Origin of the sequence: Pseudacidovorax sp. NFM-22 (assembly GCF_021401245.1) — a bacterium.
GTDB lineage: Bacteria > Pseudomonadota > Gammaproteobacteria > Burkholderiales > Burkholderiaceae_C > Xenophilus.
The window spans coordinates 563412-579963 of record NZ_JACBFY010000004.1 but is presented as its reverse complement, the minus strand read 5'-3'; the positions used below and the strand labels follow the sequence as shown (position 1 = coordinate 579963).

The following is a 16552-nucleotide window of genomic DNA, read 5'->3' as shown; positions in this document are numbered from 1 at the left end:
GGCGGCGACCCAGCGCCAACCATCCAACGGAGACGACACCATGGCATCCCCCACCGACTACCTGCTCGCCCTGGACCAGGGCACCTCCAGCTCACGCAGCATCGTGTTCGACCGCGGCGGCCGCATCGTGGCCATGGCCCAGCGCGAGCTGCCGCAGATCTATCCGCAGCCCGGCTGGGTGGAGCACGACCCCATGGAGATCTGGCGCGGCCAGCTCGCCACCGCCCGCGACGCGCTGGCCAAGGCCGGCCTCAAGGCCGCCGACGTGCGCGCCATCGGCATCACCAACCAGCGCGAGACCACCGTGCTGTGGAACCGTCGCACCGGCCAGCCGGTGCACCATGCCATCGTCTGGCAGGACCGCCGCGCCGAGCCGCTGTGCGCCGAGCTGCGCGGCCGGGGCATGCAGGACGTCATCCAGCGCAAGACCGGCCTCGTGATCGACGCCTACTTCTCCGCCACCAAGCTGCGCTGGCTGCTCGACGAAGTGCCCGGCCTGCGCGCCCAGGCCGAGGCCGGCGAGCTGGCCTTCGGTACCGTGGACAGCTGGCTCATCTGGCAGCTGACCGGCGGCCGGGTGCATGCGACGGACGTGACCAACGCGTCCCGCACCATGCTCTTCGACGTCCACCGCAACGCCTGGGACGACGAGCTGCTCGGCGCGCTGGACATTCCCGCCGCGCTGCTGCCGCAGGTGCAGCCCTCCAGCAGCTTCTTCGGCGAGACGGATGCGGCGCTGCTGGGCGCCGCGGTGCCCATCGGTGGCGTGGCCGGCGATCAGCAGGCCGCGCTCTTCGGCCAAGCCTGCTTCGACGCCGGCATGGCCAAGAACACGTACGGCACCGGTTGCTTCCTGCTGATGCACACGGGGGAACGCTTCCAGCCCTCGACCAACGGGCTGGTGGTGACGAGCGCGGCGCAGTTGGCGGCGCGGGCCGTTGGCAACGGTGCTGCGCTTCTGACGACGCCCCTCGCAAACGGCGTGGCGGCGCCGCAGGGCACCGACATCCAGCATGGCTTTCACGCCAGAGCCCCGGCACCCGGCGACGCTGCCGCCGCCGTGGCGGCGGCGCAGTACGCCATGGAAGGCAGCGTCTTCGTCGGCGGCGCGGTGGTGCAGTGGCTGCGCGACGGCCTGCGCGCCATCAAGGGCAGCGCCGAGGTCCAGGCCCTGGCCGAGAGCGTGCCCGATGCCGGCGGCGTGATGATGGTGCCGGCCTTCACCGGCCTGGGCGCGCCCTACTGGAACGCCGACGCCCGCGGCACCATCACCGGCCTCACGCGCGGCACGACCGTGGCCCACATCGCCCGCGCCGCGCTGGAGAGCATCGCCTACCAGAGCGCCGCGCTGCTCGCCGCCATGAGCCGCGACGTGGAAGCCGCGGGCGGCACGCCTGTCGCCGAACTGCGCGTGGACGGCGGCGCCTGCGTCAACGACCTGCTGATGCAGTTCCAGGCCGACCTGCTGGGCATCCCGGTCGTCCGCCCCGCCGTGGTGGAGACCACCGCCCTGGGCGCCGCCTTTTTGGCGGGCCTCTCGAGCGGCGTCTACGCCGGCACCGACGAACTGTCGGCCCTGTGGAAGGCCGAGCGCCGCTTCCTGCCCACGCTCAGCCGCGCGCAGGCCGAAGCGGCGATGGCGCGGTGGGAGCACGCCGTGCGGCAGGCGACGGCAGGTTGAGCGACCGCAAAGTAGACGTCACCCAAGACTTCAATGTCGCAAGGCCGCGCAGCAGGCCACGCCAGGGCACCCGCGGAACCGGCTTTGCCGGGCCGGTGGGTGCGCCCCCCTCCAAGCCGAAGGCGTCAGAAAGGGGGGAGCCGCGAAGCGGCTCGGGGGGTGACCGCTCAGTTCGTCGGAACCAGGAAATCCTGGCTCACCCGCATCCCCAGCTCATTGATGCGGTCCAGGAACTGCGTCAGGTATGCATGCAGCCCCGTGGCCAGGATCTCGTCGACCCGGCCGTACTGCAGCTCGGCCAGCAGCTTGCCCGCGCGGCGCAGGGTTTCGGCGCTCTGGTCGTTGGCCACCTTGCTCAGGTTGTTGACCACCTCGACCAGGCTGGCATGCAGCGAGCGCGGCATGTCGGCACGCAGGATCAGCAGTTCGGCCACGCGCTCCGGCTTGATCACGTTGCGGTAGACCTTGCGGTAGACCTCGAAGGCGGAGACGCTGCGCAGGATCGCGCTCCAGTGATAGAAGTCGTACTCCTGATGCTCCTCGGTGCCCCCGCCGAAGAACTCGCTGTTCATGGCGTGGAACTTCACGTCCACCAGCCGGGCCGTGTTGTCCGCCCGCTCCAGGAAGGTGCCCAGGCGCAGGAAGTGGTACGCCTCGTCCTGCAGCATGGTGCCCTGCGTGACGCCGCGCGACAGGTGCGAGCGGAACTTCACCCATTCGAAGAACTGGCCCGGATCGCGCTCGAACTCGCCCTGGCGCAGCATGCGGACCACGTCGAGCCAGGTGGTGTTCTGCGTTTCCCACGATTCGGTCGTCAGCGCGCCGCGCACGGCGCGGGCGTTCTCGCGCGCGGCCTTGAGGCACGACACGATGGAGGACGGGTTGCTCTCGTCCTTCACCATGAACTCCATGACGCCCTCGGGCGTGATGGCGTCGTGCTTCTGGAAGTAGGCGGGCCGCAGTTCGCTGATGGACAGCACACCCTGCCAGCCCAACTGGGCCACTTCGGCCGACTGGGGCAGCAGGGAGGTCTGGTAGTTGACGTCGAGCATGCGCGCCGTGTTCTCGGCCCGCTCGGTGTAGCGCGACATCCAGTAGAGGTGGTCGGCGGTACGGGACAGCATGGGTCTTGTCTTTCTGGGATCGGGGGGCGCTGCCTCAGGCCGCGGAAGAGGACGAGTTCATCGACTGGCTCTGGGACTGGGACTGCCCCTGGCCACCCTGGGTCTGCGACTGGCTCTGACCGTTCTTGCCGGCGAAGCGGCGGTCGGGCTCCAGCACCCAGGTGTCCTTGGTGCCGCCGCCCTGCGAGGAGTTGACGACCAGCGAGCCTTCCTTGAGCGCCACGCGCGTCAGGCCGCCGGGCACCATCTGCACCTCCTTGGCCGAGAGCACGAAGGGACGCAGGTCGATGTGGCGCGGCGCGATGCCCGCGTCGACAAAAGTCGGCGAGGAGGACAGGCTCAGCGTGGGTTGCGCGATGTAGCCGTCGGGCTTGGCGCGCACCACCTCGCGGAACTCGTCGATCTCGGCCTTGGTGGAGGCCGGGCCGATCAGCATGCCGTAGCCGCCGGCGCCATGCACTTCCTTGACGACCAAGTCTTCCATGTGCGCGAGCACGTAGTCGAGGTCGTCCTTGTTGCGGCACATCCAGGTGGGCACGTTCTTCAGGATCGGCTGCTCGCCGAGGTAGAACTCCACCATCTTCGGCACATAGGGGTAGATGGACTTGTCGTCGGCGATCCCCGTGCCCACCGCATTGCAGATGACCACGTTGCCCGCCTTGTAGGCGCGCATCAGGCCGGCGCAGCCCAGCGTGGAATTGGGGCGGAACACCTCGGGGTCGAGGAAGTCGTCGTCCACGCGGCGGTAGATGACGTCGACGCGGCGCGGGCCGCGCGTGGTGCGCATGTAGACGAAGTCGTCTTTCACGAACAGGTCCTGGCCCTCGACCAGTTCCACGCCCATCTGCTGGGCCAGGAAGGCGTGCTCGAAGTAGGCGCTGTTGTACATGCCGGGCGTGAGCACCACCACCGTGGGTTCGGCCGTGGCTGGCGGCGCGCTGGCGCGCAGCGTCTCCAGCAGCAGGTCGGGATAGTGGGCCACCGGCGCCACGCGGTTCTGCGCGAACAGCTCGGGGAAGAGCCGCATCATCATCTTGCGGTTCTCGAGCATGTAGCTCACGCCGCTGGGCACGCGCAGGTTGTCTTCCAGCACGTAGTACTCGCCCTTGCCCGCGCTGTCGGGCGCGCGGACGATGTCGATGCCGGAGATGTTGGAATAGATGTTGTTGGGCACCGTCACGCCCATCATCTCGGGGCGGAACTGGGCATTGCCCTGGATCTGCTCGGCCGGGACGATCCCGGCCTTGACGATTTCCTGGTCGTGGTAGATGTCGTGGATGAAGCGGTTGAGCGCCGTCACGCGCTGGACCAGCCCCTTCTCCATCGACGCCCACTCGTCGGCCGGGATGATCCGCGGTAGCAGGTCGAAGGGGATCAGCCGCTCGGTGCCCGAGCCGTCCTCGTCCTTGGCGCCGTACACGGCAAAAGTGATGCCGACCCGGCGGAAGATCATCTCCGCCTCTTCACGGCGCGAACGCATCACCTCGGGGGGTTGCTTCGCGAGCCATTGGTCGTATCGCTGGTAGTGCTGTCGGATCGCGGCCCCTTCATAGGGGAGCCGCTCATACATTTCATCGAACTTGTGCATGGAACGACCAATCTCCTTGAGCCATAGCTTAGCAAGTTCAAGGCCATCTCCCGGGCCCGCCGTGCGCAAAAGTTTTCATTCTTCACCTTCGGACAGCGGCGGCCGGTGGTGCCAGTAGCGGGCCGCCTGCACCCGTTCGCAGCGCACGCCCTCCGGCTCGGTGCTGCGCCAGTGTGCTGCCCCGCAACGCGCGGACTCGAAGAAAGGGATGCCCTCGGACAGATAGCGCGCCCGCACCTCGGGCGCCGGATGACCGAAGGGGTTGCGCCAGCCGTTCTGGGCGACCGCCACGCGCGGCCGCACGGCCCGCAGCCAGGGCAGGCTGGACGAGCTGCGGCTGCCGTGGTGGGCCACGATCAGCAGGTCGGTGCGAAGACCGTCACCCCTTTCATGCACCAGTTGCAGTTCCTGCGCCTGCTCGACGTCACCGGTCAGCAGGGCGCTCGCGCGGCCGTTGTCGATGCGCAGTACGCAGGAATCGGCATTGCGCTGGGCCAGCGGTCGGGCGGCCTCGGGCGCGGGATGCAGCACCTCGAAATCGACGCCCTCCCAGCGCCAGCGCAGGCCGCGTGCGCAAGGCGCGCCGAAGTCGGCCACCGCCGGATGGGCGGCACGCACGGACTCGGCGCCACCGGTGTGGTCGGTGTCACGGTGGCTCAGCAGCAGCCGGTCCAGCCGCAGGCCCAGCGCGCGCAGCAGCGGCACCAGCACGCGCTCGCCGGCATCGCTACGCGGACCGTAGCGCGGACCGGCGTCGAACAGCAGCACATGGCCGGCCGTGCGCACGACGATCGCACTGCCCTGCCCCACGTCGGCCGCCAGCACCTCGAAGTCGCCGGGCGCGACGGGCTCGGCCCTCCACAGCAGCACCGGCAACGCAAGCGGCAAGCCGAGCAGCCGCCAGCGCCAGGGGCCGGGCATGACCAGCAGCATGCCGCCGAGCACGCCCGCAGCTGCAGCCCACAGCGGCGGTGCGGCCGCGCTGAAGGTCGCGCCGGGCAGCGTGGCCGCCCAGGCCAACGCACTGCGCAGCGCCTCCACCGCCATTGCCGCCAGATCCCAGCAGGCCGGCACGGCAATGCCGGCCATGGCCAGCGGAGTCACGACCAGCGTGACGGCCGGAATCGCGAGGAGGTTGGCCGCCAGGCCCACGACCGAGACCTGCTGGAACAGCATCAGCCCCAGCGGGGCCAGTGCGACGGTCACCACACCCTGCTCGCGCAGCAGGCGCCGCAATGCCGCACCCCGCCCCTGCGGGCCCACGGCCGGCCCCGCATCGGTGGCGAACAGCACGGCGACCGCGACGAAGCTGAGCCAGAAGCCGGCCTGCATCAGGCCCCAGGGATCGATGGCCACCACCAGCGCGAAAACCACCAGCCATGCCACCGGCCAGGGCCAGCGCCGGGCCGACAGCCGCAGCAGCACGGCCAGCGCGAGCATCCACACCGTGCGCTGCGAAGGCAACCCCCAGCCGCTGAAGGCCGCGTAGAGGGCCGCCAGCAGCACGCCGCCGGCAAGACCGGCATGCTGGGCCGGCCAGCACAGCATCAATCGCGGGCTGAGCCGCCAGAGCCAGCCGACCACGGCCGCCGCCAGCCAAGCGAACATGGTCACGTGCAGGCCCGAGATGCTCATCAGGTGGGCGACGCCCGTCAGGCGGAAGACGGACCAGTCCGCTGGCGCGATGGCCGACTGGTCGCCGGTGACCAGCGCCGCCACCACCCGGCCCGCGCTGCTGCTGCCCGTGCGTTCGAGGATGCGGTCGCGCACGGCTTCACGGGCACGCTCGAGTGGCCACTCCCACCACGAGGGCGCCTGCAGCCGCAGGGGAGCCGGCGCCGGCCGTACCGAGCCGGTCGCCTGGATGTCCTGCTCGAACAGCCAGAGCTCGTAGTCGAAACCGTGCGGATTGAGCGTGCCGTGCGGTGCACGCAGCCGCACCGGCAGCCGCCAACCCTCGCCCACATGCAACGGCGCGGGCGACGCGACGGCGTCCGGCCAGAACAGGATCAGCCGACGGGGCAGCGGCGCCTCGCCCTCGGTCGTGAATTCGAAGCGCAGGCCGCCATCGCGCCGCTGCGGCATGCCCGTCACGCGCCCCTGGAGGACGAGATCGCGGCCTTCGAGGGCCGGCGCCAGCGCCCCGGCCAGGCGATCAACGGCACGCCAGCCCGTCTGGGCGAATCCCACCCCCATACCGGCCACCAGCGCCAGCAGCAGTCCGGCGCGATGGCGCTGCACAGACGGGAGGCCGGAGAGCAGCCAGGCCACCAGCCCCACCAGCGCCGCCACGGCATAGAGCCCGGCCGGCCAGAGCGCCGGCTGCCGCAGCTGCCACGCGATGCCGACGATGGCACCGGCCAGCCCCGCCATCAGGCCCGGCCATCCCCTGCCCCGCCATGACCCCGTCACGGCGCGCAGGCACCCTCGTGCGCGCACCGCCACCCTGCCTGTGTTCAAGCCTGTTTCTCTCCCTGAACGGCCCGCCGCATGGGGGGTCCGATGGCGCAGTCCTTGCTTGCTTCTCGGCTAGCATGCGCCCTCGGGCCCGTCATTGCTGCACGCGCGCCGTCACCAGAATAAGCCCAAACCACCGAGTCCCATGTCGATCCACGCCGCCCTCCACCACGTCACACGCTACAAGTACGACCGGCCCGTCCAGTTGGGCCCGCAGGTCGTGCGGCTGCGCCCCGCGCCGCACTGCCGCAGCAACGTGATCTCGTACTCGCTGCGCGTCGAGCCGGCCGAGCACTTCATCAACTGGCAGCAGGATCCCTTCGCCAACTACCAGGCGCGGCTGGTCTTCCCGAAGAAGACGACCGAGTTCACCGTGACGGTGGACCTCGTGGTCGAGATGGCGGTCTACAACCCCTTCGACTTCTTCCTGGAGCCGCATGCGGAGACGGTGCCCTTCAAGTACTCCAAGGCGCAGGCCGAGGAACTGGCGCCCTACCTGGTGACGGAGCCGGCCACACCGCTGGTGGCGGCCTACCTCGAGAAGATCGACCGCAGCGAGAAGCGCACCATCGACTTCCTGGTCCAGCTCAACCAGCAGGTGCAGCAGGACGTCAAGTACCTCATCCGCATGGAGCCCGGCGTGCAGACGCCGGAAGAGACGCTCGAGAAAGCCAGCGGCTCCTGCCGCGACTCCGGCTGGCTGCTGGTGCAGTTGCTGCGCCACATGGGCCTGGCGGCGCGCTTCGTGTCGGGCTACCTGATCCAGCTCACGCCCGACGTCAAGTCGCTCGACGGCCCGAGCGGCACCGAGGTCGACTTCACCGACCTGCATGCCTGGTGCGAGGTCTACCTGCCCGGCGCCGGCTGGATCGGCCTGGACGCCACCTCCGGCCTGCTGGCCGGCGAAGGGCACATCCCGCTGGCCTGCACGCCCAACCCGTCGAGCGCCGCGCCCATCGAGGGCCTGGTGGACGAGGCCGAGGTCGAGTTCGACCACGAGATGGTCGTCAGCCGCATCTACGAATCGCCGCGCGTCACCAAGCCCTACACCGACGACCAGTGGGCTGAGGTACTGGCCCTGGGCGAGGCGGTCGATGCCCGCCTGGCCGCTGGCGACGTGCGCCTGACCATGGGTGGCGAGCCCACCTACGTGGCCACCAGCGACCGCGACGCCGCCGAATGGAACACCGACGCCCTGGGCCCCACCAAGCGCGGCTACGCCACCGAACTGGTGGACCGCCTGCGCGCCGAATACGGCCACGGCGGCTTCCTGCATTTCGGCCAGGGCAAGTGGTACCCCGGCGAGCAGCTGCCGCGCTGGGCGCTGTCGATCTTCTGGCGCGCCGACGGCCAGCCGATCTGGCACAACCCCGCCCTCTTCGCCGACGAGCGCAAGCCCGCCAGCTACACCAGTGCCGATGCCGATCGCTTCACCCGCACCCTGGCCGGCAAGCTGGGCCTGTCGGAGCGCTTCATCCAGGCCGGCTACGAGGACGTCTACTACTACCTCTGGCGCGAGCGCCGGCTGCCGGTCAACGTCGACCCCTTCGAGTCCAACCTCGACGACGAACTGGAGCGCGCCCGCCTGCGCCGCGTGTTCACGCAGAAGCTCGATGCCGTGATCGGCTACGTGCTGCCGCTGGAGCCCTCCTCCAACGCGACAGACAACCCGGCACTGGCCGGCGCCGGCTGGAAGACCGGCCCCTGGTTCCTGCGCGACGACCGCATGTACCTGATCCCGGGCGATTCGCCCATGGGCTACCGCCTGCCGCTGGATTCGCAGCCCTGGGCGGCCAAGGGCGACTTCCCCTACCTGATCGACCGAGATCCGCATGCGCCGCAGGCCGCGCTGCCCCCGGCCGCCGAACTGCGGGCCCGCTATGCCGAAGCCTGGGGACAGGCTGGCATGGGCGCAGCAGCCGGTGACGTGGCCTATGTGCAAGGCGCACCGCGCAGCGCCAGTGCCACGGTGCGCCTGCAACCGCCGAGTGCGACCGGTGCCACCGGCGGGGACGTGGCGCCCGGCGACGGCAGCGCCCGCCATGTGGCGGATGGCGCCAACGTGCGCTTCCCGAGCCGCGGCGAATCCGCGCACTGGATCACGCGCACCGCGCTGTGCGTGGAGGCGCGTGACCCGCGCCGCGCCAACGGCCCGGCCGCCGAGAAGGTGGGTCAGGCCTCGGGCGTGCTCTATGTCTTCATGCCACCCCTGGCCTTCCTGGAGGACTACCTCGATCTGCTCTCCGCGGTCGAAGCCACGGCCGAAGAGCTGGGCATGCAGATCGTGCTCGAAGGCTACCCGCCGCCGCGCGACGCCCGCCTCAAGATGCTGCAGGTCACGCCCGACCCGGGCGTGATCGAGGTCAACATCCACCCCGCGCACAACTGGGGCGAGCTGGTGCAGCACACCGAGTTCCTCTACGACGCGGCCTTCCAGACGCGCCTGACGGCCGAGAAGTTCATGACCGACGGCCGCCACACCGGCACCGGCGGCGGCAACCACTTCGTGCTGGGCGGCGCCACGCCGGCCGACAGCCCCTTCCTGCGCCGGCCCGAGCTGCTGGCCAGCCTGGTGCTGTACTGGCACAACCATCCCTCGCTGTCGTACCTGTTCTCGGGCATGTTCATCGGCCCGACCAGCCAGGCGCCGCGCGTGGACGAGGCCCGCAACGACCAGCTCTACGAGCTGGAGATCGCCATCAAGGAGATCGTGCGCAACCGCGAGCTCTATGGCCAGGGCATGCCGCCCTGGCTGGTGGATCGCACGCTGCGCAACATCCTGATCGACGTCACCGGCAACACGCACCGCAGCGAGTTCTGCATCGACAAGCTCTACTCGCCCGACGGCCCGACGGGCCGCCTGGGCCTGCTGGAGCTGCGCGCCTTCGAGATGCCGCCCCATGCCCGCATGAGCATCGTGCAGCAGCTGCTGCTGCGCGCCCTCATCGCCCGCTTCTGGGACACGCCCTACCAGGCGCCGGCCACCCGCTGGGGCACCGAGCTGCACGACCGCTTCCTGCTGCCCACCTTCGTCAAGATGGACTTCGACGACGTGATCGCCGAGATGCGCCAGGCCGGCTTCGCCTTCGAGGCCGAGTGGTTCGCGCCGCATTTCGAGTTCCGCTTCCCGCTGGTCGGCGAGGTGCAGGCCATGGGCGTGGAGCTGTCGCTGCGCAACGCGCTGGAACCCTGGCACGTCATGGGCGAGCAGGGCGCGCCCGGCGGCACGGTGCGCTATGTCGACTCCTCGCTGGAGCGGGTGGAGGTGCGCGTCACCGGCCTCAACCAGAGCCGCTATGCCGTCACCGTCAACGGCAAGGTGCTGCCGCTGCAGCCCACCGGCGTGGCCGGCGAGTACGTGGCCGGCGTGCGCTACAAGGCCTGGAACCCGCCTTCGTCGCTGCACCCGACCATCCATCCGCATGCGCCGCTGACCTTCGACATCGTCGACACCTGGATGAAGCGCTCCCTGGGCGGCTGCCAGTACCACGTCGCCCACCCGGGCGGCCGCAACTACACCACCTTCCCCGTCAATGCCTACGAGGCCGAAAGCCGCCGCCTGGCGCGCTTCTCGCGCATGGGCCACACGCCCGGCATGCTGCGCACGCCGCCGGCGAACATCGAGGTGGTGGGCAGTCGCGAGTTCCCGTTCACGCTGGACCTGCGGCGGTGAACGCCGGGGCCGCGGCCTGGCCCGCGGGCGGCCGGTGCGGCCGCCCCTGGCGTGCGCCGCGGCCCCGCGCCATGCCGGGCCGTCGTGCAATCGATCACGGTCAGCGGGCCGCCTTCGGCCACCCGCCGGTCCTCTGTGAATCCGATGTGACAATCCGCCGGCTGTGGATCCGCTGAACGACTCTCTCTTCGACGCCCAGGGGCTGGAAACACCAGCCGCCTTCGCGGCCGCCTTGGCGCCCGCGGCGGAGCCGGGCCACTTCGACGAACTGCGTGGCCGTACGAGCCCGCAGCGGCCGGCCGTGCCGCCGGCCGGCCCGGCCCCGACGGCCGCCCCCACACTCGCCCTGGCCACCGCCGAGCCCGTCGCCGATGAGGCCGACGAAGCGCCCACGCCCCCGGACGAAGCCGCCGGCCCGCTGACGCCGGCCTGGACGCAGTTCTTCGAGGAACTGGGCCCCGAAGGCTTCGCCGACCTGCCGCGCCGGGCCCTGAGCCTGGAACGCCAGATCCGCGACAACGGCGTCACCTACAACGTCTATGCGGACACCGACGGGCCGCAGCGCCCCTGGTCGCTGGACCTCTTCCCGCTGATCGTGCCGCCCGGCAGCTGGGCGCAGATCGAGACCGGCGTGCTGCAACGCGTGCGCATCCTCGACCGCGTGATGGCCGACGTGTACGGCCTGCAGGCCCTGCTGCAGGAAGGCCTGCTGCCCGCCGCCCTGGTGCGCGGCCATCCCGGCTACCTGCGCCAGATGCACGGCGTGAAGCCGCCCGGCGACACCTGGCTGCGCATCGCCGCCTTCGACCTGGCGCGCGGGCCGGACGGCAATTGGTGGGTCGTCTCCCAGCGCACCCAGGCGCCCTCGGGCCTGGGCTACCTGCTGGAGAACCGGCTGGCCGTGTCGCGGCAGTTTCCGCAGGCCTTCGAGTCGCTGCAGGTGCAGCGCCTGGCCGCCACCTACACGGCCATGATGGACGGCCTGCAGCGCATGTGCCCGGCCGGCTCGCCGCCGCACATCGCCCTGCTGACGCCCGGCCCGTACAACGAAACCTACTTCGAGCACGCCTACCTCGCGCGCTACCTGGGCGTGACGCTGGTGGAGGGCAACGACCTCACCGTGCGCGACGAGCGCCTGTATCTCAAGACGCTGCAGGGCCTGCGCCCGGTGCACGGCCTCATCAAGCGGCTGGACGATCCCTTCCTCGATCCGCTGGAGCTGCGGCCCGACTCCACCCTGGGCGTGCCCGGACTGCTGCAGGTGATCCGCGCCGGCAATCTGCTGATCGCCAACATGCCGGGCTCGGCCTTCCTCGAATCGCCCGCGCTGCTGGGCTTTCTGCCGGCGCTGTCGCGGCGCCTGCTGGGCGAGGAACTGGCCCTGCCGGCCCTGCCCACCTGGTGGTGCGGCGAGCGGGCCGCCATGGAAGCCGCCCTGCCCCGCCTGGCCGAATGCGCGGTCAAGCCCACCTATCCGGGCTCGACCATCCATCCCAGCTTCGAGGCCGTGCTCGGCACCCAGCTCGACCAGCGCGCGCTGGACGAATGGGCCGGCCGCATCATCCGTCAGAGCGATGCGCACACGGTGCAGAGCTACCTCCCGCTCTCGCAGATGCCCACCTGGGCGCAGGACCTGGGCCCCGGCCGCATCGCGCCCAAGGCGGTGATGCTGCGCGTCTTTGCCGTCAACGACGGCCCCCAGAGCTGGCGCGTGCTGCCCGGCGGCCTGGCCCGTCTGGCCGGGCAGGATGCGCAGATCGCCTCGATGCAACGCGGCGGCAGCAGCGCCGACGTGTGGGTGCAGACCGAGGGCGAGGTGGACCGCAGCACCCGCCTGGCGCCGCAGAGCACGCCGGCTTCGCTGCAGCGCCACCGCGCGCCCGTCACCAGCCGCGCGGCCGAGAACATGTACTGGCTGGGCCGCTACACCGAGCGGGCCGAGAACACGCTGCGCCTGGCCCGGCTCACGCTCGAGAACCTGAGCGGCGAGGACCAGTTCTCCCGCCCGCTCGTGGCCTGGCTGCACGAGATGGCGCTGCGCAACGCCCTGGTGCCGCGCGAGGTGCCCGGCCTGGCGCGCCAGCACGAAGGCGCCCGCGCCGCGCACAGCCGGCGCCTGTTCGAGCGCGCGCTGATCGCCGAACTCGGCCAGGCGCAGAACGGCCGCAGCGTGGGCTTCAACCTGCGCTGCCTGCGCGAGGCGGCGCAGGCGGTGCGCGAGCGCCTGTCGCAGGAGCACTGGAACCACATCGTGCGCGCCGAGGCCGACCTCGTGCGCCGCTTCCAGGAACAGGCCGGCGAGAGCGGCGAAGGCCGCTATGCCGTGGGCGCCACGCTGCGCACGCTGGAGGCCACGAGCGCCGCACTCGCCGCCATCACCGGTGCCCAGACCGACCGCATGACGCGCGACGACGCCTGGCGGCTGCTGTCCATCGGCCGTCACATCGAGCGGCTGGCCTTCCTGGCCAGCGCGCTGGCCGCGGGCTTCGAGCACGGCACCGTGCACGAGGCCAGCGGATTCGAGGCGCTGGTGGGCCTGTTCGACAGCACCATCACCTTCCATGCCCGCTACCAGCAGCGGCGCGACGTGGCCTCGCTGGTCGATCTGCTCGTGCAGGACGGCGACAACCCGCGCTCGCTGGCCTGGGTCACGCACACGCTGCGCAAGCGCCTGGCCAAGCTGGCCGGCAGCGCGCCCGACCGGCTCACGGCGCTGTCGTACGAGTTGCCCAATCCGGACGACTGGTCGCTGGAGCTTCTGTGCGACCCCGGCCCCGACGGCCGCTACGGCACGCTGATGCAGACGCTCGCACGCTGCGAGACGGCGGCCTACCACGTGTCGGACGCCATCGGCGTGCGCTACTTCACCCTCACCTTCGAAACCGTGCGCTCGGTGGGCGTCTGACCATGCTGCTGCACGTCACCCACGAGACCCGCTACGACTACGCGCCCGCCGTCGAGACGGCCCAGCACATGGCGCACCTGCGCCCACGCGACCTGGGCTGCCAGGCCGTGCTGGACCATCGCCTGGCTATCTCGCCCGCGCCTGTGCACCGCAGCGAATCGGACGACATCTACGGCAACCGCCGCACCTTCTTCGCCCTCGAGTCCACGCACGACCAGCTGGTGGTCACCGCGGAGAGCCTCGTGCGAACGGCGCAACCGGCGCTTTCGCCGCAGGCCGACACGCGGCTGCCCTGGGACGTGGTGCGCGAGCGCTTCCGCTACCGGGCGGGCCAGCACGACGATGCGGCCTCCGACTTCGTCTTTCCGTCGCGCCACGTGCCGCCGCACGACGACTTCGCCGCCTATGCGCGGGCCAGCTTTCCGCCGGGCCGGCCGCTGTTCGAGGCAGCCATGGAACTCACGCTGCGCATCCACCGCGACTTCGAATACGCCAGCGGCAGCACCGAGATCAACACGCCGGCCGTGCAGGCCCTGGCGCAGCGCCGCGGCGTCTGCCAGGACTTCGCCCACATCATGATCGCCTGCTGCCGTGCGCTGGGCCTGCCCGCGCGCTATGTGAGCGGCTACCTGTTGACGCAACCGCCGCCGGGCCAGCCGCGGCTGGTGGGCGCGGACGCCTCGCACGCCTGGGTGGAGGTCTACCTGCCCGGCGCTGGCGCCGATGCGCAGCATCCGGCCTCCGGCCTGGGCGACTGGGCCGGCTTCGACCCCACCAACGGCCGCCAGCCCGGCCCGGACTATGTGGTGCTGGCCGTGGGCCGCGACTTCGCCGATGTCTCGCCCATGCGCGGCGTGCTGCACGGCGGTGCCCGCCATGTCCTGGACGTGGGCGTCACCGTGCAACCCTTCGACGAACTGCCGGCCGCCCGGCGCGAAGGCCTTGCGGCGGCGCTGGCACAGGACGCAGCCGCGACGGCGGCCGGGGCGGCTTCCTCGACCGCGCCTGCCCCGGCCGACGCCGAGGACCGCGGCGACGGCCGGTCCGCGCCCATGCCGGACAATCGCTGACCCTGCGCCAGCCGCCCCGCGGCGGGCGCTCCTGCCGGTGACGGCGCCCGTCCCGGCCGCGACCCTCCTTTCTCCATCCCGAATCCCGGAGTCCTCCATGTCCATCCAAGACACGCTCAAGCAACTCGGCATCGAACTGCCGCCCGTCGCCGTTCCCGCCGCCGCCTACGTGCCCTTCGTGCAGACCGGCAACCTCGTGTTCCTGTCCGGCCACATCGCCAAGAAGGACGGCAAGCCCTGGGTGGGCCAGCTGGGCTTGGACATGGGCACCGACGAAGGCAAGCAGGCCGCCCGCGCCATCGCCATCGACCTGCTGGGCACCCTGCAGGCCGCCGTGGGCGACCTGGAGCGCGTGCGCCGCATCGTCAAGGTGATGAGCCTGGTCAACTCGGCCCCCACCTTCACCGAGCAGCACCTGGTGACCAACGGCGCCAGCGAACTGTTCGCGGCGGTCTTCGGCGAACGCGGCGCCCATGCCCGCAGCGCCTTCGGCGTGGCGCAGATCCCGATGGGCGCCTGCGTCGAGATCGAGCTGATCGCGGAAGTGGGCTGAGCCGATGCGCGTACGCCTTCTCGCGCTGGCAGGCACCGCCGCGCTTCTTCTCGGCGCCTGTGCGGCGCCGGCGGACGGCCCGCGGCCCGTCGACGCCATCCCTCTCGCGCCCCCGCCGCCGCGCATCGTCGGCGCGGACGGCAACGGCGCCACCGAGGGCCCGCAAAGCTGCAAGATGTCGGCCGGCTACCTGTGGTGCCAGGCCGTCCAGCGCTGCGAGCGTCCCTGGGAGCTGGCCCGGGACAAGGGCTTCCCCAACACCCTCGAAGGTTTCCAGGCCTTCTGCCAACCGCCTGCGAAATGAGTCAGTTCTCGCAAGACAGCGCGCGTGCCTGGCTGAACAACGCGATGCGCCGCATCGAAGCCGATTACCAGCGCAGCGCCGACACCCACCTCATTCCCCTGCCGCTGCCCGCCTTCGAGGCGGCCGGCATCGACCTGTACCTGAAGGACGAATCCACCCACCCGACCGGCAGCCTCAAGCACCGGCTGGCGCGCTCGCTGTTCCTGCACGCGCTGGTCAACGGCTGGGTGCGCGAAGGCACCACGGTGATCGAGGCCTCCAGCGGCTCGACGGCCGTGAGCGAGGCCTACTTCGCGCGCTTGCTCGGCCTGCCCTTCGTGGCCGTGATGCCGCGCAGCACCTCGGCCGAAAAGGTGGCGCAGATCGCCTTCTACGGCGGCCGCTGCCACTTCGTGGACCACGCGTGGGAGGTCTACGACGAGGCGGCAGACCTGGCCCATGAATGCGGCGGCCACTACATGGACCAGTTCACCTATGCGGAACGGGCCACCGACTGGCGGGGCAACAACAACATCGCGGACAGCATGTTCCAGCAGATGGCGCAGGAGCGGCATCCCGTGCCGGCCTGGATCGTGGTGGGCGCCGGCACCGGCGGTACCAGCGCGACCATCGGCCGCTACGTGCGCTTCCGGGGGCATGCGACACAGCTGGCGGTGGTCGACCCCGAAGGCTCCGCCTTCGCCGAGTTCCACGCCACGGGCGACTGGGACTGCGAAGGCACCGGCTCGCGCATCGAGGGCATCGGCCGTCCACGCGTGGAGCCGAGCTTCATCCCCAGCGTCGTGGATCGCATGATCCCGATGCCCGACGTCGCCTCCATCGCCGGCATGCGGGTGCTGTCGAATCTGCTGGGCCGCAAGGTGGGCCCGTCGACGGGCACCAACTTCGTCGGCATGCTGGCGCTGGCGCACGAGATGCGCGAGCAGGGCCGCAGCGGCTCGGTGCTGTCGCTGCTGTGCGACTCGGGCGAGCGCTACCTTGCGACCTACCACGACGGGCGCTGGGTCGACGGCCGGTTCGGCGACTGCGCCGAGGCTGTCCGGGGCATCGAGGCGGCGCTGCACGGCTGAGAGTCTCGGAGCGGGCCACCGCCGATGCGCTCGGCAGACCGGTGTCTCCGCCCAATCGCCGTCCCGCGCCTCCGGTGAGAGGACGGTGCTTCCCCGCTTCTGCCACAGGCATGCGCCATCGGCGATC

General features: G+C 70.9%; 10 protein-coding genes. 7 read left to right on the top strand and 3 right to left on the bottom strand.

From position 1 onward, the window contains the following. Window positions 1-40: 40 nt before the first annotated feature. Complete coding sequence (glpK, locus tag L0984_RS17575) at window positions 41-1681, top strand: glycerol kinase GlpK (protein ID WP_234195010.1); 1641 nt, start codon at window positions 41-43, stop codon at window positions 1679-1681. 167 nt (window positions 1682-1848) lie between these two features. Here glpK and L0984_RS17570 read toward each other — a convergent pair whose 3' ends face one another. From L0984_RS17570 to L0984_RS17560, 3 genes are all read right to left on the bottom strand, one after another. Further along, window positions 1849-2805 (bottom strand): alpha-E domain-containing protein, encoded by a 957-nt coding sequence (locus L0984_RS17570; RefSeq protein ID WP_017761237.1) that lies wholly within the window; start codon window positions 2803-2805, stop codon window positions 1849-1851. Window positions 2806-2839: 34 nt separating this feature from the next. Further along, window positions 2840-4393, bottom strand: a complete 1554-nt coding sequence (locus L0984_RS17565; protein WP_234195009.1) for a circularly permuted type 2 ATP-grasp protein — start codon at window positions 4391-4393, stop codon at window positions 2840-2842. A 75-nt stretch (window positions 4394-4468) separates the two neighbouring features. Beyond that, on the bottom strand, window positions 4469-6766 hold the full coding sequence (locus L0984_RS17560) for a DNA internalization-related competence protein ComEC/Rec2 (protein WP_234195008.1): 2298 nt from the start codon (window positions 6764-6766) through the stop codon (window positions 4469-4471). Between the two features lie 229 nt (window positions 6767-6995). On the opposite strand from L0984_RS17560, the gene L0984_RS17555 reads away from it, so the two are divergent. The 6 genes from L0984_RS17555 to L0984_RS17530 all read left to right on the top strand — a co-directional run bounded on the left by L0984_RS17555 (window position 6996) and on the right by L0984_RS17530 (window position 16425). After that, window positions 6996-10523 carry a transglutaminase family protein gene (locus tag L0984_RS17555; RefSeq protein WP_234195007.1) on the top strand — a complete coding sequence of 1176 codons (3528 nt, stop codon included), beginning with the start codon at window positions 6996-6998 and terminating at the stop codon, window positions 10521-10523. A gap of 163 nt (window positions 10524-10686) precedes the next feature. Continuing rightward, window positions 10687-13428, top strand: coding sequence for a circularly permuted type 2 ATP-grasp protein (locus L0984_RS17550; protein WP_234195006.1), 2742 nt, complete (start codon window positions 10687-10689; stop codon window positions 13426-13428). Window positions 13429-13430: 2 nt separating this feature from the next. Next, the gene (locus L0984_RS17545) at window positions 13431-14498 is read left to right on the top strand and encodes a transglutaminase family protein (protein ID WP_234195005.1); all 1068 of its coding nucleotides are present in this window, start codon (window positions 13431-13433) and stop codon (window positions 14496-14498) included. A 97-nt stretch (window positions 14499-14595) separates the two neighbouring features. Next, the gene (locus L0984_RS17540; RefSeq protein WP_234195004.1) at window positions 14596-15051 is read left to right on the top strand and encodes a RidA family protein; all 456 of its coding nucleotides are present in this window, start codon (window positions 14596-14598) and stop codon (window positions 15049-15051) included. 4 nt (window positions 15052-15055) lie between these two features. Continuing rightward, on the top strand, window positions 15056-15355 hold the full coding sequence (locus tag L0984_RS17535) for a hypothetical protein (protein WP_234195003.1): 300 nt from the start codon (window positions 15056-15058) through the stop codon (window positions 15353-15355). After that, window positions 15352-16425 carry a PLP-dependent cysteine synthase family protein gene (locus tag L0984_RS17530; protein ID WP_234195002.1) on the top strand — a complete coding sequence of 358 codons (1074 nt, stop codon included), beginning with the start codon at window positions 15352-15354 and terminating at the stop codon, window positions 16423-16425. The genes L0984_RS17535 and L0984_RS17530 overlap by 4 nt, the downstream gene beginning before the upstream one ends. Window positions 16426-16552 lie beyond the last annotated feature (127 nt).

Bases quoted from the DNA above. Each gene is read 5' to 3' on its own strand.
- glpK (WP_234195010.1), top strand. From the start codon at position 41: ATGGCATCCCCCACCGACTACCTGCTCGCCCTGGACCAGGGCACCTCC.
- L0984_RS17570 (WP_017761237.1), bottom strand. From the start codon at position 2,805: ATGCTGTCCCGTACCGCCGACCACCTCTACTGGATGTCGCGCTACACC.
- L0984_RS17565 (WP_234195009.1), bottom strand. From the start codon at position 4,393: ATGCACAAGTTCGATGAAATGTATGAGCGGCTCCCCTATGAAGGGGCC.
- L0984_RS17560 (WP_234195008.1), bottom strand. From the start codon at position 6,766: ATGGCGGGGCTGGCCGGTGCCATCGTCGGCATCGCGTGGCAGCTGCGG.
- L0984_RS17555 (WP_234195007.1), top strand. From the start codon at position 6,996: ATGTCGATCCACGCCGCCCTCCACCACGTCACACGCTACAAGTACGAC.
- L0984_RS17545 (WP_234195005.1), top strand. From the start codon at position 13,431: ATGCTGCTGCACGTCACCCACGAGACCCGCTACGACTACGCGCCCGCC.
- L0984_RS17540 (WP_234195004.1), top strand. From the start codon at position 14,596: ATGTCCATCCAAGACACGCTCAAGCAACTCGGCATCGAACTGCCGCCC.
- L0984_RS17535 (WP_234195003.1), top strand. From the start codon at position 15,056: ATGCGCGTACGCCTTCTCGCGCTGGCAGGCACCGCCGCGCTTCTTCTC.
- L0984_RS17530 (WP_234195002.1), top strand. From the start codon at position 15,352: ATGAGTCAGTTCTCGCAAGACAGCGCGCGTGCCTGGCTGAACAACGCG.